Here is a 21695-nt window from a genome sequence, read left to right on the forward strand (position 1 = left end):
CCAGCTCCTCAAACGCCGGAGGGGCTGGATAGGCCCCCGGGGCTACTGCCAGCCTCGCCGGCGTTTGAGGCGCGGGGTCCGGGGCGGAGCCCGGGTTCGGGAAGGGGCGGGGTGGGGAAACGGCTCCGCGCAGCGGCACCGGCCCGCACCCCCCACGGCAGCGGAAGTCGGCGGGGCTACTTTTCCGTGACGCCCGCCGAGTCGAAGGTGGCCACCTCGTGCATCGCGCGGGCCGCGCTCTGGACCAGCGGGAGGGCCAGCAGGGCACCCGTGCCCTCGCCCAGGCGGAGGTCCAGGTCGACCAGCGGGCGCAGCCCCAGCTTGTTCAGGGCGGCCACGTGCCCCGGCTCGGCGCTGCGGTGGCCGGCGATGCACGCGGCCAGCGACTCGGGGGCGATGGCACGGGCCACCAGCGCCGCGGCACCCGCGCTGACGCCGTCCAGGATCACCGGCGTACGCAGCGACGCGCCGCCCAGCACCAGGCCGACCATCGCCGCGTGCTCCAGGCCGCCGATCGCCGCGAGCACGCCGATCGGGTCGGACGGATCCGGCTGGTGCAGCTCGAGCGCGCGGCGGACCACGTCGACCTTGCGGGCGTGGGTCTCGTCGTTGATGCCCGTGCCGCGCCCGGTCACCTCGGCCGGGTCGACGCCCGTGAAGACCGAGATCAGGGCGGCCGACACGGTGGTGTTGGCGATGCCCATCTCACCGGTCAGCAGCGCCTTGTTGCCCGCCGCGACCAGGTCGCGGGCGGTCTCGATGCCGACCTCGACGGCCGCGACGGCCTCCTCGCGGGACATCGCGGGACCGGCGGTCATGTCGGCGGTGCCGGGGCGGACCTTGCGGGGCAGCAGGCCGGGGGTGGCCGGGAGGTCGCCGGCGACGCCGACGTCCACGACGCACACCTCGGCGCCGACCTGGTTGGCGAAGGCGTTGCAGACCGCGCCGCCGCCCAGGAAGTTGGCGACCATCTGCGAGGTCACCTCCTGCGGCCAGGGGGTGACGCCCTGGGCGTGCACGCCGTGGTCGCCCGCGAAGATCGCGACGGCGGCCGGCTCCGGGATCGGCGGCGGGCACATCCGGGACAGCCCGGACAGCTGCGCGGAGATGATCTCCAGCATGCCGAGGGCGCCCGCGGGCTTCGTCATCCGCTTCTGGCGCTCCCACGCCTCGCCGAGCGCCTTGGCGTCCAGCGGGCGGATGTTGCCGACGGTCTCGGAGAGCAGGTCGTGCGGCTCCTCGCCGGGCAGGGCGCGGCGCCCGTACGTCTCCTCGTGGACCACCCAGGACAGTGGGCGGCGCTTGGACCAGCCGGCCTGCATCAGCTCGGGCTCGTCCGGGAACTCGTCGACGTACCCGACGCACAGGTACGCGACGACCTCCAGGTGCTCCGGGAGCCCCAGCGCGCGAACCATCTCGCGCTCGTCGAAGAAGCTGACCCAGCCGACGCCCAGGCCCTCGGCGCGGGCGGCGAGCCAGAGGTTCTCCACGGCGAGCGCGGAGGAGTACGGGGCCATCTGCGGCTGCGTGTGGCGGCCGAGGGTGTGGCGGCCGCCGCGGGTCGGGTCGGCCGTGACGACGATGTTGACCGGGGTGTCGAGGATGGCCTCGATCTTCATTTCCTTGAACTGCTTGGCCCGGCCCTTGGGCAGCGACTTGGCGTAGGCCTCGCGCTGCCGGGTCGCCATCTCGTGCATGGTCCGCCGGGTGTCGGCGGAGCGGATCACGACGAAGTCCCAGGGCTGGGAGTGGCCGACGCTGGGGGCGGTGTGGGCCGCCTCCAGGACGCGCAGGAGCACCTCGTGCGGGATCGGGTCGGTGCGGAAGCCGTTGCGGATGTCGCGGCGCTCGCGCATCACGCGCAGGACGGCCTCGCGTTCGGCGTCGGCGTAGCCGGGGGCCGGGGCGGGCCGGTCCACGGAGTCGGCCTCGGCTGCGGTCTCGGACTCGACCCCGGCCTCGGTCTCGGCCGCGGGCTCGGTCTCGGCCGCGGGCTCGACGGCGGTGTCGGCGGCGGGCTGCTCCGCCTGCCCGTCCGCGGCGGAGGCCGTGGGGGCCGCCTCGGTGGGAGCGGCCTCGGCCGGCTCCAGGGCCTCGGGGGCCGCGGGCTGCTCGGCGACCGGCTCGGGCTGCGCCTCGGCGGGTACGACCGCCTCCACCGGTACGGGGGCCGCGGCGGCCGGGGCCTGCACGGCGGCCGGCACGGCGCCGGAGACCAGGACGTCGGCCAGCACCGGTTCGGGGGCGGCGACGGGCGCCGGCGCGTCGGCGGACGCCGCCACGGCTTCGGGGGCCACCGGCTGCAGGGCCACGGGCTGCACGCCCACCGGCTCGGCGGCCGCCGGCTGCGGTACCACGGGCTCGGGCGCGGCGGGCACCTCGGCCGCCGGCTCCGCCGTGACGGCCTCCGCGGGAACCGCTTCCGCGGGCGCGGCCTCGGGAGCGGGCTCGGCGCCGCCCTGCTCCGCCACGACGGCGGTCTCGACGGCGACCGGCTCGGCCGGGACCACCGGCTCGGCGGCCTGCGGTACGGCGGCCTCGGCCACCGGCTGCGCTGCGGCCACCGGCTCCGCGGCCACCGGCTCCGCCGCGACGGGCTCGGCGGCCGGCACGGCGACGGGCTCGGCGGGGACCCCGGCCGCGGCGACCGGGTCGGCGGCGGGCGCACCGGCCGCCACCTCCGCGGCGACCTCGGCCGGAACGGCGCCTTCCGGGGCCGCGGCGGCCTCGGCCGGTACGGCCTCCGGGGAAACCGGGGAAACCGGAGCCCCGGCGGGCGCGTCGGCATCGGCCGGCGCGACGGGCTCGGCCGGCTGCTCCGGCGCGGCGGCCGCGGCCACCGGGACGACCGTTTCTGCAGGGGCCGGGGATGCGTCGGGGGCGGTCGCCACCGGCTGCGGCGCGGCCACCGGGCCCTGCGCGGGCTCGGCCACCGGGGTCACCTGCGCGGCACCGTCGCCCCACGGCGCGCCGGCCTGCGGCGGGATCTCGCCGAGCTGCGGGCCGGGCAGCACCACGGACTCGGTGCGCGGGACGTCGAGGTACTCGGGGCCCGTGGTGGGCGGTCCGGGCTGCCGCACCGGTACGGGCGTGGGCTGGACGGCCACGGGCGGGACGGGCGGCACGGCGGCCGCCGGAGCCTCGGCCGGCGCGGCGGGGCCCCGGTCGGCGAGGGAGCGTACGAGACCTCCGGTGGCGTCCGGCACGGGCGGGCCCATGTGCAGCGGCCGGCGGCCTGCGGCCTGGGCGGCGGGTGCGGCCGCCGGGGGGACGCGTACGCCGCCGAGGTCGACGTGGCCGGAGTCGCGGCCCGCGGCCTCGTGCGCGCCCGCCTCGTAGGCGACGGCGCCGGTGTCGAAGGTGCCGGTCTCGAACACGCCGGTCTCGAAGGTGCCCGTCTCGGCGGGCTCCTGGACGAAGGGGTTCGGCGGCACGATCTGCGGGTCGCTCCAGGCGCCCTGCGCGCTCGGCATCAGCAGGATGTCGTCGTCCTCGGCGCCGTTGTCGGCGGGGTCGACGAAGGCGTAGGCACCGGGCACGGGGGTGTGCTGGTCGGCAGCGGGGATACCGCCCTGCTGATCCACCATGCCCGCGTTCTCCGGGAAACCCTCGCCCGGAACCTGGCCGGTGTCAGTCATGCGTACCCCTCGCCCATCGGTTGTGCTTCTGCGATCAGCTCACCGGGCGCCCGATCGCGGCACACCCCGGCGCCCGTCATGAAGAACGAGCGGGTGCGCCGCGCGGCACGAACGCCCGCCGACTACTGAAGCATTGTCGCGTCCGTTCGCCGCCGTGACAGCCCTTGCCGCCACGGCCCGCTGTGGACTGCGCCACGTCGCGCGTCCCCTCCGGCCTCGCCGTACCACAAAAGGCGCCCAAGCGGGGCGCCTTCTCCGGACATTGGTGGACGATTCCGCCACACGGCCCAGTGCGGTACAACGATCGGCCAGCCTACCCCCCGTGGCGTGGCGTCAGGATCACGGGGCGCGGTCCACGCGTTCGGCCGCGAGCAGGAACACCACGGACCGCTCGTGTTCCTCCCAGGTGCGGGTGTCCAGCCCGAGGGACTGGAGGAGCACGCACTCGACCGCGTACCCGCCTTCGGCCAGCGTGCGGCCGAGGCGCTCGGCCTCGTCGCGGGTGGCGGCGTGGGTGACGATGCGTTCGGGGCGGCGGTCGGCGCAGGCGGCGACCACCTCGGGCCCTCCCCCGCCGACCCGCACCACGTCGGGTTCGGGCAGGGCTTCGAGGACGTGCGGCGCGCGGCCCTGGACGGTCTGGACCTGTACGCCCCGCGCCCGGGCGGCGGCTGTTACGCGTTCGCAAGCGCGTGGGTCGGCGTCGATGGCGATGACGGCGGCGCCGAAGGCGGCGCAGTCGACGGCGAGGGCGCCGCCGCCGGTGCCGATGTCCCAGACGAGGTCGCCGGTGCGGGGGCCGAGCCGGGCGAGCTGGGCGGCGCGCAGCTGGGCGCCGCTGCCCTCGGTGGCGTCGGGTTCGGGGCGGGCCCAGCCGCGGTCGCGGGCGGAGCCGACGGTTCCGGCGAGCCACCCGCCGTCGTGGCCGTCGACGCTGCCCGCGCCGCCGATGACGATCACGACGTTGGGGTCGCGCCAGCTGTGGTCGGCGGCCTTGTCCGAGGTGAGGACGGTGACCTGCTCGTTGGCGGTGCCGAGCTCCTCGCAGATGACGAAGGTGCGGTGGACGCCGTCGAGGAGCAGGGCGAGTTCGGCGGGTCCGGCGCCCGGCGAGGTGAGGACGGCGACCTTGGGGTGGGCGCGGCAGACGTTCACGGCGCGGCGGAGCGTACGGGGGTGGGCGACGACCACCCGGGCGTCGTCCCAGGGCATCCCGGCGCGGGCGAAGGCGGCGGCGACGGAGGAGACGGCCGGGACCACCTCGACCTCCAGGCCGTGCTCGGGGGCGCGGAGGGTGCGCACCACCCCGAAGAAGCCGGGGTCGCCGTCGGCGAGGACGACGGCGGTGCCGCGGTGGCCGGCGATGCGGCCGGCGGCGAGGCCGATGCTGCCGAGGCGGACGCGCTCGGCGGACTCCGGGATCTCGGGGAGCGCCAGGTGGTGGGCGGCTCCGGCCACGAGGGTGGCGGCGGAGAGCGCGGATCTGGCGGCCCTGGTGAGGGGCGAGCCGTCCCAGCCGATCACCGTGACCCGGTCGGCCATCGTCGTCAGTCTCCTTAGGTCCTCACCCCCGGCGGCTGCCGGTCCGTACCAACCGGCGCGGGCATCGTGAGACTACCTGGTCATCGGCTCAGTTCCAGTCGGTGTAACCGGCGTATCCGCCCGCGTCGACCATCCGGTCGTCGACGCCGTCGAGGTCCTCGGGGAGCAGGCTCCAGACGATGAGGTCGGTGCGGACCTCGGCCCAGCCGCCGTCCTGCGTCTGGGTGCGCACTATCCCCGCGTTGCGGAGCACGCCTTCGCTGATGCAACCGATGCGCTGGGCGACCTGCTGGGAGGCGGTGTTGTCGGCGGCGGTGCGCAGTTCGAGGCGTTCGAACTTCTGGTCGCTGAAGAGCCACTGGGCCACGGCGAGGACGGACTCGCAGGCGTAGCCCTCGCCGCGGGCCCAGGGGGCGGTGACGTAGCCGACCTCGGTGCTGCGGGTGCGCCAGTTCGTGTTCCGCAGGTGGACGTAGCCGACCAGGCGCTGGGTGAGGAACTCGGTGACGGCGAAGAGGATGCCGCGGCCTTCGGCGCGCTCGGCGGGCGCGTGCTGGAGGGTGCGGGCGCGGGCGTCCTCGGCGGTGTAGGGGTGGGGGGCCGAGGTCCAGGCCGTGACGAGCTCGTCGTTCATCATCTCGGTGAACGCCATGACGTCGGCTTCCTCGAAGGGGCGCATCACCAGCCGGTCGGTGCTGATCGAGACGTCCGGGAAGGTGGTAGTCATGCGCAGCTCCATGCCAGTGGGACCGGTTTCCGGGCCGTTTCCGTGTCGTAGGCGGCCAGTTGGGGGGACTCCTTGGCACAGCATGCAGCATCGGCCGGGAGAAGTGCATGGGCGGGTGTCCGCGTTGCGGACACCCGAAGGGCCCCGCGCGCCGGACGGCTGCGCGGGGCCCCTGAGGGACCGTCGGATCAGGCCTGGGGGGTGCCGAAGGCCGGGGTGACCGAGCCGTCGTACTTGTCCTCGATGAACTTCTTGACCTCGGGGGAGTTCAGGAGCTTGGCGAGCTTCTGGACGCGCGGGTCGTTCTCGTTGCCCTTCTTCACCGCGAGGAAGTTGGCGTACGGGTTGCCCTCGGACTTCTCCAGGACCAGGGCGTCCTTCGCGGGCTTGAGGTCGGCCTCCAGGGCGTAGTTGCCGTTGATGACCGCGGCGTCGACGTCGTTCAGGGCGCGCGGGACCGTGGCGGCCTCCAGCTCCTTGAACTCCAGGCCCTTCTTGTCGGTGATGTCGGAGAGCTTGGCGGAGGTGCCGACGCCGTCCTTCAGCGTGATCAGGCCGTTGGCGGCGAGCAGCTGGAGGGCGCGGCCCTCGTTGGTGGTGTCGTTGGGGACGGCGATGGTCTGGCCGGCCTTGATGTCCTTGATGCCCTTGAGCTTCTTGGAGTAGAGGCCGAGGGGCTCCAGGTGCACGTTGACGACCGGGACGATGGTCGTGCCGTTCTTGGCGTTGAAGTCGTCCAGGTACGGCTTGTGCTGGAAGTAGTTGGCGTCGACCTGGCCCTGCTGGGTGGCGGTGTTGGGCAGGACGTAGTCCGTGAACTCCTTCACCTCCAGGTCGAGACCGGCCTTCTTCGCCAGGTTGTCCTTGACGAAGTTCAGGATGTCGGCGTGCGGGCTCGGGGAGGCCGCCACGACGAGGGGCTTGGCCGCGGCCTCCTTGCCGCCGTTGGCCTTGGCGGAGGCCGGGTCGGAGGAGGTGCCGCAGGCGGTGAGGCCGAGGGCGATCGCGGCGGTGGCGGCAGCGGCGGCGGTGAGCTTGATGTTCTTGCGCACGAAGAGTGCCTCTTTCTTGGTGGTGCTGACTGCGCCCGAGCACGACGAGTGCGGGCTGAGGGGGGGAGGTCTGTGGGTCAGGCGGTCCGGCCGCGGCGGGCGAGGAGGCGTACCACGCCGTCGCCGACGAGCTGGATGACGGTGACGATGGCGATCAGGACCACGACGGTGGCGATCATGAAGCCGGTCTCGAAGCGCTGGAAGCCGTACGTGATGGCCTTGGAGCCCAGGCCCTCGCCGCCGACCGCGCCGGCCATGGCGGAGTAGCCGACCAGGGTGATCACGGTGGTGGTGACGCCGGCGACCAGGGAGGGCAGGGCCTGCGGGAGGAACACCTTCCAGATCAGCGTGGGGACGCCGCCGCCCATGGACTGGACGGCCTCGACCAGTCCGTGGTCGACCTCGCGGATCGCGGTCTCGACCAGGCGGGCGAAGAAGGGGATGGCGCCGATGGCCAGCGGCACGATCATCGCGGTGGGGCCGATGAAGGTGCCGACGACGAAGGTGGTCACCGGGATCAGGAAGATCAGCAGGATGATGAACGGCAGCGAGCGGCCGATGTTCACGATCACGCCGATGATCTTGTTGAGGATCCGGTTCTGGAGGAGTCCGCCCTTGTCGGTGAGGACGAGGAGGATGCCCAGCGGCAGGCCGCCCGCGACGGTGACCAGGGTGGACCACAGCACCATGTAGAGGGTGTCGTAGGTTCCCTGGGTCAGCAGGGGCTGCATCTCCGACCAGCTCACTTGGCACCTTCCTCGACCAGCGCGCGGCCGGCGGTCCGGACGTCGGCGTCCGCGCCGGCGTCCTCGTCCACGATGTCCACCTGCAGGCCCCGCTCGCGCAGGAAGCCGACGGGCACGACGTTGTCCTCGTAGCGGCCGGGCAGCTCGATCCGCATGCGGCCGATCTGCCTGCCGGCGACGGTGTCCATCGCCGCGCCGAGGATCGAGATGTCGATGTTGTACGTACGGGAGAGCTGCGAGATCACCGGCTGCGTGGCGGCCTCGCCGTGGAAGGTGACGTCCACGACGGTGCGGTCGGCGCCGGTGGCGGAGCCGCTGACCGGGAACAGCTCCGCGGCGAGCTCCGAGCCGGGGGTGGCCAGCAGTTCGGAGACGGTGCCGGACTCGACGATCCGGCCGCGCTTCATCAGGGCGGCGGAGTCGCAGATGCTCTTGACCACGTCCATCTCGTGCGTGATCAGCAGGACGGTCAGGCCGAGCTGCCGGTTCAGGTCGCGCAGGAGCTGGAGGATCGAGCGGGTGGTCTCGGGGTCCAGGGCGCTGGTCGCCTCGTCGGAGAGGAGCACCTTGGGGTCGCCGGCCAGGGCGCGGGCGATGCCGACGCGCTGCTTCTGGCCGCCGGACAGCTGGCCGGGGTAGGCCTTGGCCTTGTCGGCCAGGCCGACGAGGTCGAGGAGTTCCAGCGCCTTGCGGGAGCGCTCGCGGCCGGAGACGCCCAGGATCTCCAGGGGCAGCTCGATGTTGGCGGCGACCGTGCGGGAGGACAGCAGGTTGAAGTGCTGGAAGACCATGCCGATGCGGCTGCGCGCCTCGCGGAGCTCCTTGCCGGCGCGGCGGGTGCCGCCGGCGAGGGCGGTGAGGTCCGTCCCGTCCACGGTGACGGTGCCGGAGGTGGGGCGCTCCAGCAGGTTCACGCAGCGGATCAGGGAGGACTTGCCGGCGCCGCTCTGGCCGATGACTCCGTAGACCTCGCCCTCGCGGACGTGCAGGTCGACGCCGTCCAGGGCGGTGACCTCGCGGCCACGGGACTGGTAGACCTTCGTGAGGCCCGATGTGGTGATCACAGGAATTCCGTCGCTGTCGAGTGCGCGGCGCGGGCGTGCCGGGCACGGGGCAAACATCTGGGGCGCGAAACGGGCTGAACCGGGACGAACCGATGGGCAGCGCGTGCGCGGGGCAGGAGCCGGTCCGTGCTGGGTTCAGCGTGCGGACGGGCTCGGCCGGGTCTCGCTTCGGGGCGCGAGGCTCAGGAAAGGGGCCCTCAGAAGGCGCACATTCGACACAGACAACGAGCACCGGGCGTCATCATCGCCTCGGTCGCAAGGGCGCGGCTGCTCGTCGTGGTCATGGGCATCAGTAAAGCAGACAAGTCCCCGGACCGATCACAGTTGTCCGGATAGCGGACAAAAATCGGCCGCATAACGGACGGGATCGGGCACTCCCAGCCCTCCGTCCCGCTCTCCAGACCACCCGGCGTGACCTGCACGGACACGGCCGGAAGGTCCCCCACCAGCCGGTCCGCGACGAGCTCCGGCGCGGGGTCCGTTGTGGCCAAGGCCACGGTCCGCGTGCCGGCCGCCCGCCCCGCCGGGGCGTCCTCGACCGGGGTTCCGTCGCCCGGGGGCCCGGCGCACCGGGTCTTCCGGCCCGTAATACCCTCGCTGCATGCTCGACGCCCTCACCCTCACCCTCGGCGTGGCCGCGCTGGCCCTGGCCGTGTGGTGCGGCCACGCCGCGTACAAGGACCAGCCGACCAAGGACTGGCACTTCATCGGCATGGCGGTGGTGACCGTGCTCGCCCTGGCCCAGCTGGTCATCGGCGCGGTACGGCTGTTCCAGGGCGCCCGGCCCGACGAAGGCGGCGTGATCTTCGTGGCGTACCTGGTCGGCGCCTTCGCCGCCGTCCCCGCCGCCGGGTTCCTGTCGCTGTCCGAGCGGACCAAGTGGGGCTCGGTGACGGTCGCCGCGGGCGCGGTGGTCCTCGCCGTCCTCGAAGTACGGCTCACCGACATCTGGGGAGGCACCGGTGCCTGAGACCGCCGAGGTCACGAACGGACGCCGGCGGCTGGTCTCCGGCCCCGGGCTGCTGCTGGTCTGGCTGTACGGGGTGATGGTGGTGGGCGCGCTGTCGCGGTCGGTCTACCAGATCTCCACCGAGTTCGACCGGGCCCCGCTGGCCTACTCGCTCTCCGCCGTGGCCGCGCTCGTCTACGCCTTCATCACCTACTCCCTGGTCCGGGGCGGCGAGAAGGCCCGCAGGGCGGCGCTCGTGTGCTGCGCCGCCGAGCTGGCCGGCGTCCTGGTGGTCGGCGCGTGGACGCTGGTGGACCCGGCCGCCTTCCCCGACGCGACCGTGTGGTCGGACTTCGGGATGGGCTACCTGTTCATCCCGGTGGTCCTGCCGGTCACCGGGATGCTCTGGCTGCGCGCCCGGCGCTGAGCACGGGGCGCGCGCCCACCGGAGCGGCGGGTCCGGGGCTCAGGCGCTGACCGCGTAGCTCCCGGGCTCCTTCACGGCCTCCTTCTCCAGGACGATCAGGCGTACGCCGTCCTCGCCGGTGCGGTCGCCGACCGGTACGTACCCGGCACGGCGGTACAGCCGGAGGTTGCCCTCGCTGCGGTGACCGGTGAACAGCTGGTACTTCACCGTGCCGGACCGGCCGGCCAGCGCGTCCTCGACGGCGCTCAGCAGTCGCGCGCCCAGGCCGTGGCCCCGCAGGCGGGGGTGGACGCAGAGCTTGCCGATCCGGCCGGTGCCCTCCTCGGCCGCGGCGCCGCGGACCATGCCGACCACCTCGTCGCCGAGCCGGGCCACCAGCACGCAGTCCGCGGCGAGCTCGGCCCTGACCGAGTCGAGGGACTGGACGAGCGGCTGGATGCGGTAGTTGCCGTAGAGCTCCGCCTCGCTCTGGAAGCACAGGTACTGGAGTCTGAAGATCTGCTCGGCATCGTCCGCGTCCGCCGCAGAGATGGTCACGCTCATGCCCATGTGCGCATGCCTCCCGCTCACCTGGTAGCCCATCGGTCTACCGCTCCATTCCCCGGAGTTCAGGAGCCGCAACCTCTGCCGCCAGCATTCTGCGCAGACATCCCAGGCAACGGGAACGAACGGGCCCAAGACTTCCTTGTGAGATACCCAACTCGCCTGCGATTTCGCGGTAGGTGAGGTCCCTGGGCGACAGAAGCGCCCGTAACAGCTCCGGGCACCTTCCCGGCAGACGGGCGACGGCCGACCGGAGCACCCGCTGCTCCTCCCCGTCCAGGGCGGCCCGCTCCGGCGAGCTCTCGCCGCCGGGGGCGAGGGCCGCGTACGGCACCTCGCGCAGGGCCCGGCGGCGGGCCGCGCGCGCCTCGGCCCGGACGGCCCGGCGCAGCCAGCGGGCCGCCTCGGGGGTGCGGCCGGCGGCGGTGTCGCGCTCCAGCAGGCGCAGCCAGACCGCCTGTTCCAGGTCTGCGGGGTCGACCCCGGCGGCGGGGGCCTCGGCGGCCGCCTCCGCGGAGAGCAGGGGGCCGAGTTCGGTTACCAGGTCCATGCCCGGGGGACGGACGGGCCGTGGCCGGCGGTTTCGCCCCCGGCCATGGCTCACCCGTACGAGAGGTTCCGCCCCGCGGTTGACGGGGCGCGGCCCGGGGGCGGAACCCGGCGGAACGTTCCGCCGGACGGCCGTGCCCGGTGCGGGAGGCCGGTCTAGGCCCTGTCTTTCGGATCAGGCCGGATCAGGGAGCGGGGCCTGGTGCGTGCGATCGCAAGGCGGAGGAGGGAGTCAACGCGGTGGGGGTACCCCCAGCGGTAGCTGGGGGACGTTGGCGACCGACGACAACGCGGCGAGCGCGCGTGCCAGGCCCCGCGAGCCCGGCCTGATCCGAAAGACAGAGCCTAGCGGCCGGTGAAGTCCGCCGCGGCCAGCAGGGCGGTGTCCGGCTGGTCGGTGAAGATGCCGTCGATGCCCTGCGCGAAGTACGTGCGCAGCGCGCCGAAGACGTCGCCGTACGCGGCGGGGTCGGTGCCCCGGCGGAAGTCCGCCGGCAGGAACTGGTTCTCGTTGCGCGCCGTGTAGGGGTGCAGCACCAGGCCGCGCGCGTGCGCGTCCCGCACCAGCGTGGTCGGCGTGCCCAGCCGGCCGGCGGCGTCGCGCGGGATGACCAGGTCGAGGGTGGGGCCGATGCCCTGGGCGAACCCGGCGATCCACTTCAGCCCCTCGGGCGTGACCAGGTCCGCCACCGTGCGCGGGTCCCCGGCCTGCTCGAAGTCCCACGGCCGGGATGCGGCCGAGGACAGCAGCACCACGCGCGGCGAGTCCACCAGGCGGCCCAGCCGCTGGATGCTGGAGGGCTCGAAGGACTGCAGGAACACCGCGGAGTCGCGGCGGTCGCACCCGTACCGGCGCAGCAGCCGCGCGAGCGGCTCCTCCAGGCCGAGGCCGAGGCCGCGGAAGTGGCTGGGGTGCTTGGTCTCGACGTGCAGCCAGACCTCACGGCCCCGGCGGCGGCCCTCGCGGCGGGCCCAGCGCAGCACCTCCTCGAAGGTGGGCACGGCCCAGCGGCCGTCGTACGGGGTGTTCCGCTGGCGGACGGCCGGGATGCGCTCCTTGGCCCGCAGCGTCTTCAGCTCGGCGAGCGTGAAGTCCTCGGTGAACCAGCCGGTGACGGCCACGCCGTCGACGGTCTTGGTGGTGTGGCGGCCGGCGAACTCCGGGTGGTCCGCGACGTCGGTGGTGCCGCCGATCTCGTTCTCGTGCCGGCACACCAGGTGCCCGTCCCTGGTGGGGACCAGGTCCTGCTCGATCACGTGCGCGCCCAGGTCCAGGGCCAGCTGGTACGAGCCGAGGGTGTGCTCGGGGCGGTAGCCGCTGGCCCCCCGGTGACCGATGACCGTGGGCACCGGCAGCCGCCGGTAGCCGCCCTCGCCCCCGTGCCCGGCCGCCGCCTCCGCGGCCGCGGCCGTACCGGGCGCCAGGCCCACGGCGGTCCCCCCGGCGGCGAGCACCGCCGCGCCCAGCACGCTGCGGCGCGCCGTCCCTCCCTGCGTCATGAGTGCTCCTCACCTCGTGGGGGCCCTGCGCCCCGGGATCTCCGGGACCCAAGGCCCGAATCGGTGCGGCGATGGTAGGCAGCGGCCCCTTACATCGGGGCGATCCCGGCCGGAACATGGCGGAAACACGCGTCAACACTGCGTATCCGATCTGTGAACCCGATGTGCGATCAGCGCGGAGCCGCGAGTATGGTCCTCACCTGCACTGACTTCGTGCCGTGCATGAACCGCTCACGACGCCGGAGGGCTCTGTTGTCCCGTTTCGCGCTGATCAGGGGATCTCTTCGACCGCTCCTGCGCCTGATGTTCCGCCCGCAGGTGGAGGGCGTGGAGAACATTCCGGGCACCGGCCCGGTCATCCTCGCGGGCAACCACCTCACGTTCATCGACTCGATGATCCTCCCGCTGGTCTGCGAGCGGCAGGTGTGCTTCATCGGCAAGGACGAGTACGTCACGGGCAAGGGCCTCAAGGGCCGCCTGATGGCCTGGTTCTTCACCGGCGTCGGCATGATCCCGGTCGACCGCGACGGCGCGAACGGCGGTGTCGCCGCCCTGATGACGGGCCGCCGCATCCTGGAGGAGGGCCGGATCTTCGGCATCTACCCCGAGGGCACCCGCTCCCCCGACGGCCGTCTGTACCGCGGCCGCACGGGCATCGCCCGGCTGACCCTGATGACCGGCGCGCCGGTCGTCCCGTTCGCGATGATCGGCACCGACAAGCTCCAGCCCGGCGGCGCGGGCCTGCCGCGCCCGGGCAAGGTCACCGTCCGGTTCGGCGAGCCGATGGAGTTCTCCCGGTACGAGGGCATGGACCGGGACCGCTACGTGCTGCGCGCCGTCACCGACTCGGTGATGTCCGAGGTCATGCGCCTCTCGGGCCAGGAGTACGTGGACATGTACGCGACCAAGGCGAAGGCGGCCTGACCCGCGGCGTCCGTCGAAACCGCCGAATCCGCCGACTCCGTCGAGGAGGGCCGGACCCCCGTGGGGGTCCGGCCCTCCTCGCGTTCACTGGCGGCTCAGCGACCGCGTGATGCCCGCGGCGATGGTGGTGGCGAGGGTCCAGCCGGTGACGATCAGCAGGTACGAGAGCCACTGCTGCCACCCGCGGGGCGCGAAGGCCGCCTCCTGCCCGAAGCCGATGATGGGCAGCAGCAGGTCCAGGGTGTAGAACGCCGGGTTGAACTCGGGGGCCTCACCCGGCTTGAGCGGCGGCGGGGTGCGGACGGCGAAGGCCAGCGAGCCGACGAGCAGCAGTGCGGCCAGCCAGCCGGCCGCCCGCATCGGCCGGAACCCGTACCCGACGGTGGCGTCCTGGAGGTGGCCCCACAGGCGGGCGAACCGGGGCAGCGTGTGGCGGTGGCGGCGGAGCTTGGCGAGCTGGACGGTACGGGCGGCCGCCTCGTCCCCCGCCGTGCGGTACGCGGCGGCGAGCTGCTCGTAGGCGTACGGCAGGTAGCCCGCGTCGTCGCGCTCGAGGAGCGGCAGCCGCTCCTCGGGAGGATGGTGCGGTGCCAGCGTGCGGTAGGTCAGGCCGTCGAGGCGGACGCGCTCGGGCCAGGTGCTGGGCGGGGCGTGGAGCATGTCGAACTGGGAGCGGCGCAGGTTGACGATGCCCCGGATGGGCTCGGCACCGCGCAGCCACAGCTCGCCGACGTCGGCGCTGCTGATCCGCAGGGCCTGGTCGCCCGGGTTGGACAGGACGGCGCGGTGCAGGTCGAGCTGGCCGGGTATCCGGGCGCCCTTGAGGTCGACCCGGCCCTCGGCCCGGATGTCCTTGGCGGACAGGTCGGTGCCGACGGACAGGGTCTCGGCGTGGATGGCGCTGCCGCCGGGGTTGGAGAACGAACCGCCGTCGAGGAGCACCCGGCCGGTCACGGTGGTGCCGTTGAGCAGGAACCGGCCGTGCACCGTGAGGCGCTTGGCCCGGATGTCGGTGCCGACGGTCGTGTGGTTGAGCAGCAGGCTGGTGGGCTGGGACTCGTCGCCCCTGAGGGAGGCTCCGGGGGTGCCGATCACCGCGTCGTTGAGGAAGATCCCGCCGCCGATGCGCGCCCCGGAGAGCTTGAGCTGGCCGGTGACGCGGCAGCAGGAGAGCCGGAGGTACACCTCCAGGTCGAGGTTGGAGGCCTCCAGGCCGGGGAGGACGGAGTCGGTGAGGACCAGGGCCCGCATCCGGGCCGCGTAGAGGTCGGGCTCCGCCTCGAAGTGGCACGAGCGCAGGCGTACGGGATGTTCGATCACCGCGTACTTCAGGCGCAGGGTGCCGGTGATCCGGGCGCCGTGGAGGTTGAGGCCGGCGGCGGCGCCCTCCTGGGCCGGGGCCGTGAGGAGCAGGGACCGCAGGACCTCGGCCCTGATGGTCCGTTCGGGACCCCAGGAGGCGCCGGCGGCCGGGTCCTCGTCGGTGCCCTCGCGGAAGTCCACGGGCTCGTCGAGCGGGAACGCCTGCCAGACGCGGCGTTCCGCGGGGGTCAGGTCGGTGATCTCCACCAGCCGGATCGTGCCGGGCCCATGATCACACTGTCAACCACGGCCGGAGGGAACCGGCCTGGCGGGGCGTCAGCCCCAGCCGGACCGGTTCCCTCCGCTGCGGCGTTCCGCGGGAGAGGCCGTCCTCTCCCTCGCGTCAGTGCTCGACGCCGTCGGCCAGCTTCTGGCCCCGCAGCAGGAACCAGGCCGCGACGGCGGTGGCCAGCAGCACCGCGGCGCCGACGCCGGAGGCCATCCGCAGGCCCTCCACGAAGGCGTCCTGGGCGGCCGCGGTGACCGCCCCGGCCGTGGCGTCCGGCAGGGTCTTGGCCGCCTCGACGGCGCCGCCGAGCGAGTCGTGGGCCGCCTGGGCGACGTCGGCCGGCACCTCGGCCGGGACCTGGAAGCCGCGGTAGACGCCGGTGACGATCGAGCCGAGCAGGGCGATGCCGAGGGCGGCGCCCAGCTCGTAGGCGGTCTCCGAGACGGCGGAGGCCGAACCGGCCTGCTCCTTGGGCACGCTGGACAGGATCACGTCGGCGGTGACCGTGAAGGAGAAGCCGGCGCCGACGCCGACGACCAGCAGCGCCGCACCCAGCACCGGGTAGCCGCTGTGGGCGTCGATCAGGGTCAGGGTGCCGAGCGCGAGGCCGATGCCGGCCAGGCCGGCGGTGACCACGGACCGCACCGAGTACCGGCGGGCCACCCGTCCGGCGATCAGACCGGTGGCCACGGCGCCGATGGCGGCGGGCAGTTCGGCCAGTCCGGCCTCCAGCGGCTGGCGCCCCTGCACCAGCTGGAGGAACTGGGACAGGAAGAAGACCAGTCCGGACAGTCCGAACACGGTGAGCAGGTCGGCCAGTACGGCGCCGGAGAACCCGCGGTGGCGGAAGAGCCGCATGTCGAGCAGCGGCGCCGGGAGGGTCAGCTGGCGGCGTACGAAGGCCCAGAGCGCGCCCGCGCCGATCAGCGCGGCGGCGAGGACCTGGCCGTTCAGGCCGTGGCCGGCGACCTCCTTGACCGCGTAGACCAGACCGATGATGCCGACCAGCGACAGGGCGACGCTGGGCAGGTCCCAGGGCCCGGCGACGGCGTTCTTCGACTCGGGGAGCAGCTTGGCGCCGACGAGCACGAGGACGGCCATGACCGGCAGGTTGATCAGGAAGACCGAGCCCCACCAGAAGTGCTCCAGCAGGAACCCGCCGACGACCGGACCGACGGCCGCGCCGGCGGACGCGGCGGCACCCCAGATGCCGATGGCGAGGCTGCGCTCCCTCGGGTCGTGGAAGATGTTGCGGATCAGGGCCAGGGTGGAGGGCATCAGGGTGGCGCCCGCCACGCCGAGCAGGGCCCGCGCGACGATCATCATCTCGGGGCTGGTGGCGTACGCGTTGAGCACGGAGACCGCGCCGAACGCGACGGCTCCGGTCAGCAGCAGCTTCTTGCGGCCGATGCGGTCGCCGAGGCTGCCCATGGAGACCAGCAGACCGGCGATGACGAACGAGTAGACGTCGCCGATCCACAGGAGCTGGGCGCCGGAGGGCTTGAGGTCCTCGCTCAGGAAGGGCGTCGCGAGACCGAGTACCGTGGCGTCGACCGCCACCAGCAGCACGGCCAGCACGAGCACGGAGAGCGCGAGCCAGCGGCCGCGGCTCCTCACCTCCGGACCTTCCACTGCTCGCAGCTGTTCTGTACTGGTCATCTCTCACTCCGTCGTACGCCACCGAGCAGCAGCTCGGTGACCATGTGTTGGAAGTCCTTGGCGGCGACCCGGCCGACCATCACGGACCAGGCGCAGGCGCCGACGAGGCCGTAGAGGGCCTCGGTCAGCCAGGCGGGGCTGAGGTCGATCCGGATGTCGCCCTCGTCCTGGCCGCGCCGGAAGAGCGCGGAGACGCGGGCGTCGAGCCGGGCCCATCCCTCGTTGATCTGGTCGCCCTCGAACAGCTGGTTCTCGGTGACGAGGAAGGCCAGCAGCTGGGCGTTGGGCTCGGATGCGGCGACCAGGCGGCGCAGCGCGTCGACCGCGCTGCCCTCGTCGAGCCGCGCCCGGTCGAAGGCCTGCTCGAACTCCCGGATGCCGAGTTCTTCGAGGGCCCTGACCAGCGCGTCGCGCCCGGCGAAGTGCCGGTGCAGCGTGGCGCGGCCGATGCCGGCGGCCTTCGCCACCTCGTCCATCGTCGCGGTCGACTTGCGGGCAAGCAGGGCGGCCGCGTCGCGGAGCACCTGGTCACGATCCATGGCCATGAGACAACCATAACCCATGTGAGACATCCATGTCTCATTTTATTGAATGGCGGGCCCCCGCAGACCTGGGAAAGGCTGTGCCATGCACCCCGACAAGCCCCTGCTGCTGATCGACGTCGACGGCCCGCTCAACCCGTACGCGGCGAAGCCGACGCGCCGCCCCGCGGGGTACACCACGCACCGGATGCGCCCCACGGGCTGGACGGACGGCAAGCCCCTGCGGGTCTGGCTGAACCCGGACCACGGCCCCGGCCTGCTCGCCCTGGCCGACCGGTACGAGCTGGTGTGGGCGACCACGTGGATGGGCGAGGCGAACGACTGGATAGCGCCGCGGCTGGGGCTGCCCGAGCTGCCGTTCATCCGCTGGCCGCAGCTGCACGGCCGGGCGCCCCGCGGCACCTTCTGGAAGACCCGGTACGTCGTGGAGTACGCGGCCGGGCGTCCGTTCGCGTGGATCGACGACGACATCACCGACCTGGACCGGGAGTACGTCGGGCAGCTCCACCCCGGCCGGGCGCTGCTGCGGCGCGTCGACGAGCGGATCGGCCTCACGGACGAGGACTTCGCGGCCCTCGCGGAGTGGGCGGCCCGGCCATCCGGCTGCGGTTCTTGATCACTGCTGCGGAGCGGCCCGCCGTCGGACACGAGGGGGCTCCACCGCGGTCGCCCGGTCCGCCTCGACGGTCCTGGCCGCCTCGGCCGCTTCCCGGAAGGTGACGACCGCCTCGCCGTTCTCCCGCGCCCACGCGGTGAGCATCCTGATGGGCTCCTCCAGGGTCCGCCCGAGATCGGTCAGGGCGTACTCCACGCGCGGTGGCGCCTCGGCGTACGCGTGCCGCTCGACGAGCCCGTTGGCCTGGAGCCGGCGCAACGTCTGGGTCAGCACCTTGCGCGAAATGCCACCGCTCAGCTCGACCAGCTCGCCGTGGCGCAACGGGCCGCCGGTCAGCGCGAAGAGCGTGACCATGGACCACTTGCTCGCGATGATCTCCATGGCCAGGAGAGCGGGACAGTCGGCGAGGAAGGCAACTCCGGGTCGCAGGCTCATGCCCCCGAAGGTTACCTGGAGGTACCTGACGGCCGCCTATCGTCGTCGAGGTGCGCACGCCCCTTACCCGCATCTCGCACGATTGAGGTTTCAGCCATGCTCGTCACCCTTGCCGTCGTCACGGTGTTCATGTCGGCGCTCCTCCTGGTGTCGGCCGGGGCCAAGTCCCTGCGGACGCGGCACATCACCGAGCAGATGTCCACCCTCGGAGTGCCGCAGAGCATGATGGCCTTGCTGATCGGCGCTCAGCTCGCGGGCGCGGCCGGTGTGGTGGCCGGACTCTGGTGGGGACCCGTCGGAATCGCCGCCGCGATCGGCCTGACGCTCTACTTCGCCGGGGCGGTCGCCTTCCACCTGCGCGCCGGCGACCGCAAGGGCGCGTCTCCGGCGGCGGTCCTCACCCTGGCCTCCGTCGCCCTGATCGTGCTGCGTGCCGCCACCCTCTGACCGCGCACGGCCGGTCCGACGCGGCCTTGGCCGTGCCGAGTGGGCAGCAACCGCGAAGGCCACGGTCCACGGCCGGAGCACCGGGCGGCCGGGGTCCGGGAGGGGACCCCGGCCGCCGGTCAGGTCAGGGTCCCGGCCAGGAGGCGGGCGGTGCGGGCGACCAGCAGGCTGTCCCGGGGGCCGGCCGGTGAGCCGGGCCTGGTCGTCAGGACCGCCATCACGACCGGCGGACCGTCCGGCGGCCACACCACGCCCACGTCGTTGGCCACCCCGTACTCGTGACCCCCGCCGGTCTTGTCCGCGAGGGTCCAGTCGGCCGGCAGGCCCGCCTTGAAGCGCTCGGTGTTGGTGGTGTTGGCGACCAGCCAGCCGGTCAGCAGAGCGCGGTCCCGGTCCGGCAGCGCGTCGCCGGCGAGGAGGCGGGCGTACGTACGGGCGACCGCGCGCGGGCTGGTGGTGTCGGTGGCGCGCCACGGCTCCGCCGAGTTCAGTTCGGGTTCCCACCGGTCGAGGCGGGTGGTGCGGTCGCCCAGGGAGCGGCAGAAGCGGGTGACGGCCGCGGGGCCGCCCAGCTCGCGCAGCAGCAGGTTGCCGGCCGTGTTGTCGCTCTCACCGACGGCGGCGGCGCACAGCGCCCCGACCGTCATGCCGCGGGCCAGGTTCCCGGGCAGTCCGGTGACCGGGCCGTAGCCGGCCTCCGCCACGTCGGCCGCGGTGTAGTGGACGCGGCGGGCCAGGACATCGCCGTCCCGGTCGAGGTCGCGCAGGACCGCCGCGGCGGCCAGGGGCTTGAAGACCGAACAGAGGGGGAACGCCTCGTCGGCCCGGTGCACCACGGTCCGCCCCGTGGCCAGGTTGCGGGCGAACACGCCCAGGCGGGCGGAGTGTTCCCGTTCCAGCTCGCGCAGCCGCGCGCGGACCGGGCCACCGCCCGGGGTGCCGGCGTCCGCCGCGCGGGCGGGGCCCGCGAGGCCCGCCGCGAGCAGGGTTCCGGTACCGAGGGCCAGTAACGCGCGCCGCGCCGGGTGCATGTGGTCGTCCACCATCGTCTCCTCGTCCTCGCCGATCATGACGGAGCGGACCACGCGCGACGGCCGCGGCGCGGTTCCCGGCCTGCGCCGAAGGCCGACAGGGCGGCACGGCGCCGGGGAGGACCGCCGTACCGCCCTGTCGAGGGGGGAGGGGGAAAGGGTCGGGGGGTGGGGCTACTTGCGCTTCGCGGCGGCCCAGGCGTGCTGGATGACCAGGTCCGCCTTGACCTCGGTGAGCTGGACGGCCACCGCCGAGGGGGCGGTGCCGCCGCGGCCGTTGCGGGAGGCGAGGGCGCCGGGCACGTCGAGGACCGTGCGGACCTCGGGCGTCAGGTGCTCGGAGATCTTCGCGAACTGCTCGTCCGTCAGCTCGTCCAGCTCCTTGCCCTCGGACTCGGCGACCTTCACGCACTCGCCCGCGACCTCGTGTGCCACCCGGAACGGCACACCCTGCCGGACCAGCCACTCCGCGATGTCGGTGGCGAGGGAGAAGCCGGCCGGGGCCAGCTCCTCCATCCGCTCCCGGTTGACCGTGAGGGTTGCCATCATGCCGGTGAAGGCCGGCAGCAGGACCTCAAGGGTGTCGCAGGAGTCGAAGACCGGCTCCTTGTCCTCCTGGAGGTCGCGGTTGTAGGCGAGCGGGAGGGCCTTGAGGGTGGCGAGCAGGCCGGTCAGGTTGCCGATCAGGCGGCCGGACTTGCCGCGCGCCAGCTCCGCGATGTCCGGGTTCTTCTTCTGCGGCATGATCGACGAGCCGGTGGAGAAGGCGTCGTGCAGGGTCACGAAGGAGAACTCCTTCGTGTTCCAGATGATGATCTCCTCCGCGATGCGGGAGAGGTTGATCCCGATCATCGCGGTGATGAAGGCGAACTCGGCGACGAAGTCGCGGGAGGCCGTGCCGTCGATGGAGTTGCCGGCGGAGCCCCGCTCGAAGCCGAGGTCGGCGGCGACCGCCTCCGGGTCCAGGCCGAGGGAGGAGCCCGCGAGCGCGCCCGAGCCGTACGGCGACACGGCGGTCCGGGTGTCCCACTGCCGCAGCCGCTCCGCGTCCCGGGACAGCGACTGGACGTGCGCCAGCACGTGGTGCGCGAACAGCACCGGCTGGGCGTGCTGGAGGTGGGTGCGGCCCGGCATCGCCACGTCCGCGTGCGCCTCGGCGAGGCCCACCAGCGCGTCCTGGAGCTCCGCGACCAGTCCGCCGATGATCCGCGCGTGGTCGCGCAGGTACATCCGGAAGAGGGTGGCCACCTGGTCGTTGCGGGACCGGCCGGCCCGCAGCTTGCCGCCGAGGTCCGGGCCCAGCCGCTCCAGCAGGCCCCGCTCCAGGGCGGTGTGCACGTCCTCGTCGGCGATGGTGCCGGTGAAGGCGCCGGAGGCGACGTCCGCCTCCAGCAGGTCCAGGCCGGCGATCATGCGCTCCAGCTCGTCTGCCGTCAGCAGGCCGGCCTTGTGGAGGACGCGGGCGTGGGCGCGGGAGCCGGCGATGTCGTACGGCGCGAGCCGCCAGTCGAAGTGCACGGACGCGGACAGCTTCGCGAGGGCCTCGGCCGGACCGTCTGCGAAGCGCCCGCCCCAGAGCCGGACGTCACCGGTGTTGCTGCTCACTGCTTTCGCTCCTCAGGGGCTGGTGCACCGCTCGGCGGCGTGGCACGGGGAAGTCTCAGCGACAGGCATAACTATGCAGGACTCCGTATGTTTCGTCAATGAAGCCGG

The 21695-nt window shown here is 73.4% G+C and carries 20 protein-coding genes and 1 pseudogene; 5 read left to right on the top strand and 16 right to left on the bottom strand.

All coding sequences use genetic code 11. From position 1 onward, the window contains the following. Positions 1-176 precede the first annotated feature (176 nt). The 7 genes and pseudogenes from cobT to ACIQUR_RS20195 form a co-directional block, all read right to left on the bottom strand. On the bottom strand, positions 177-3638 hold the full coding sequence (gene cobT / locus ACIQUR_RS20165) for a nicotinate-nucleotide--dimethylbenzimidazole phosphoribosyltransferase (protein WP_403665883.1): 3462 nt from the start codon (positions 3636-3638) through the stop codon (positions 177-179). A gap of 339 nt (positions 3639-3977) precedes the next feature. Further along, entirely contained in the window at positions 3978-5180 is a 1203-nt protein-coding gene (gene cbiE / locus ACIQUR_RS20170; protein WP_403665885.1) for a precorrin-6y C5,15-methyltransferase (decarboxylating) subunit CbiE, read from the bottom strand. 88 nt (positions 5181-5268) lie between these two features. Further along, on the bottom strand, positions 5269-5907 hold the full coding sequence (locus tag ACIQUR_RS20175) for a GNAT family N-acetyltransferase (RefSeq protein ID WP_403665887.1): 639 nt from the start codon (positions 5905-5907) through the stop codon (positions 5269-5271). A gap of 188 nt (positions 5908-6095) precedes the next feature. Then, a complete protein-coding gene (locus tag ACIQUR_RS20180; RefSeq protein ID WP_403665889.1) occupies positions 6096-6959 on the bottom strand; it encodes a MetQ/NlpA family ABC transporter substrate-binding protein in 864 nt (287 codons plus the stop codon). 77 nt (positions 6960-7036) lie between these two features. After that, positions 7037-7705, bottom strand: a complete 669-nt coding sequence (locus tag ACIQUR_RS20185) for a methionine ABC transporter permease (RefSeq protein ID WP_403665891.1) — start codon at positions 7703-7705, stop codon at positions 7037-7039. After that, entirely contained in the window at positions 7702-8769 is a 1068-nt protein-coding gene (locus tag ACIQUR_RS20190; protein ID WP_403665893.1) for a methionine ABC transporter ATP-binding protein, read from the bottom strand. The genes ACIQUR_RS20185 and ACIQUR_RS20190 overlap by 4 nt, the downstream gene beginning before the upstream one ends. A gap of 395 nt (positions 8770-9164) precedes the next feature. Further along, a pseudogene (locus ACIQUR_RS20195) lies at positions 9165-9305 on the bottom strand (HAD family hydrolase); the annotation flags it as partial. 65 nt (positions 9306-9370) lie between these two features. Here ACIQUR_RS20195 and ACIQUR_RS20200 point away from each other — a divergent pair. Further along, on the top strand, positions 9371-9739 hold the full coding sequence (locus tag ACIQUR_RS20200) for a hypothetical protein (RefSeq protein WP_403665895.1): 369 nt from the start codon (positions 9371-9373) through the stop codon (positions 9737-9739). Beyond that, on the top strand, positions 9732-10145 hold the full coding sequence (locus ACIQUR_RS20205; RefSeq protein WP_399947639.1) for a hypothetical protein: 414 nt from the start codon (positions 9732-9734) through the stop codon (positions 10143-10145). Before ACIQUR_RS20200 ends, ACIQUR_RS20205 begins: the two co-directional genes overlap by 8 nt. Before the next feature lie 39 nt (positions 10146-10184). Here the strand turns inward: ACIQUR_RS20205 and ACIQUR_RS20210 are convergent, their stop codons facing one another. The 3 genes from ACIQUR_RS20210 to ACIQUR_RS20220 form a co-directional block, all read right to left on the bottom strand. After that, positions 10185-10694, bottom strand: a complete 510-nt coding sequence (locus ACIQUR_RS20210) for a GNAT family N-acetyltransferase (RefSeq protein ID WP_403666267.1) — start codon at positions 10692-10694, stop codon at positions 10185-10187. Between the two features lie 37 nt (positions 10695-10731). After that, positions 10732-11238, bottom strand: a complete 507-nt coding sequence (locus tag ACIQUR_RS20215) for an RNA polymerase sigma factor (protein WP_403665897.1) — start codon at positions 11236-11238, stop codon at positions 10732-10734. Positions 11239-11582: 344 nt separating this feature from the next. Next, positions 11583-12737, bottom strand: coding sequence for a glycerophosphodiester phosphodiesterase (locus ACIQUR_RS20220; RefSeq protein ID WP_403665899.1), 1155 nt, complete (start codon positions 12735-12737; stop codon positions 11583-11585). A gap of 222 nt (positions 12738-12959) precedes the next feature. Here ACIQUR_RS20220 and ACIQUR_RS20225 point away from each other — a divergent pair, with 222 nt between their 5' ends. Continuing rightward, the gene (locus tag ACIQUR_RS20225) at positions 12960-13661 is read left to right on the top strand and encodes a lysophospholipid acyltransferase family protein (RefSeq protein WP_403665901.1); all 702 of its coding nucleotides are present in this window, start codon (positions 12960-12962) and stop codon (positions 13659-13661) included. Between the two features lie 84 nt (positions 13662-13745). Here the strand turns inward: ACIQUR_RS20225 and ACIQUR_RS20230 are convergent, their stop codons facing one another. The 3 genes from ACIQUR_RS20230 to ACIQUR_RS20240 form a co-directional block, all read right to left on the bottom strand. Next, positions 13746-15230 (bottom strand): membrane-associated oxidoreductase, encoded by a 1485-nt coding sequence (locus ACIQUR_RS20230; protein ID WP_403665903.1) that lies wholly within the window; start codon positions 15228-15230, stop codon positions 13746-13748. Between the two features lie 136 nt (positions 15231-15366). After that, positions 15367-16911, bottom strand: a complete 1545-nt coding sequence (locus ACIQUR_RS20235; RefSeq protein ID WP_403665905.1) for an MFS transporter — start codon at positions 16909-16911, stop codon at positions 15367-15369. Continuing rightward, positions 16908-17456: a TetR/AcrR family transcriptional regulator gene (locus tag ACIQUR_RS20240; protein ID WP_403665907.1), complete on the bottom strand. Its 549-nt coding sequence runs from the start codon at positions 17454-17456 to the stop codon at positions 16908-16910. The genes ACIQUR_RS20235 and ACIQUR_RS20240 overlap by 4 nt, the downstream gene beginning before the upstream one ends. Before the next feature lie 82 nt (positions 17457-17538). Here ACIQUR_RS20240 and ACIQUR_RS20245 point away from each other — a divergent pair, with 82 nt between their 5' ends. Then, positions 17539-18069: a hypothetical protein gene (locus ACIQUR_RS20245; protein WP_403665909.1), complete on the top strand. Its 531-nt coding sequence runs from the start codon at positions 17539-17541 to the stop codon at positions 18067-18069. On the opposite strand, the gene ACIQUR_RS20250 is transcribed toward ACIQUR_RS20245, so the two are convergent. Next, positions 18070-18504: a winged helix-turn-helix transcriptional regulator gene (locus tag ACIQUR_RS20250; RefSeq protein ID WP_403665911.1), complete on the bottom strand. Its 435-nt coding sequence runs from the start codon at positions 18502-18504 to the stop codon at positions 18070-18072. Between the two features lie 96 nt (positions 18505-18600). On the opposite strand from ACIQUR_RS20250, the gene ACIQUR_RS20255 reads away from it, so the two are divergent. Continuing rightward, complete coding sequence (locus ACIQUR_RS20255; RefSeq protein ID WP_403665913.1) at positions 18601-18951, top strand: DoxX family protein; 351 nt, start codon at positions 18601-18603, stop codon at positions 18949-18951. A gap of 119 nt (positions 18952-19070) precedes the next feature. Here ACIQUR_RS20255 and bla read toward each other — a convergent pair whose 3' ends face one another. Next, positions 19071-19997, bottom strand: coding sequence for a class A beta-lactamase (bla, locus tag ACIQUR_RS20260; RefSeq protein ID WP_403666269.1), 927 nt, complete (start codon positions 19995-19997; stop codon positions 19071-19073). Between the two features lie 159 nt (positions 19998-20156). Continuing rightward, entirely contained in the window at positions 20157-21587 is a 1431-nt protein-coding gene (argH, locus tag ACIQUR_RS20265) for an argininosuccinate lyase (protein ID WP_403665915.1), read from the bottom strand. Between the last annotated feature and the right edge of the window lie 108 nt (positions 21588-21695).

The organism is Streptomyces sp. NPDC101132, from assembly GCF_044759225.1.
Lineage (GTDB): Bacteria > Actinomycetota > Actinomycetes > Streptomycetales > Streptomycetaceae > Streptomyces.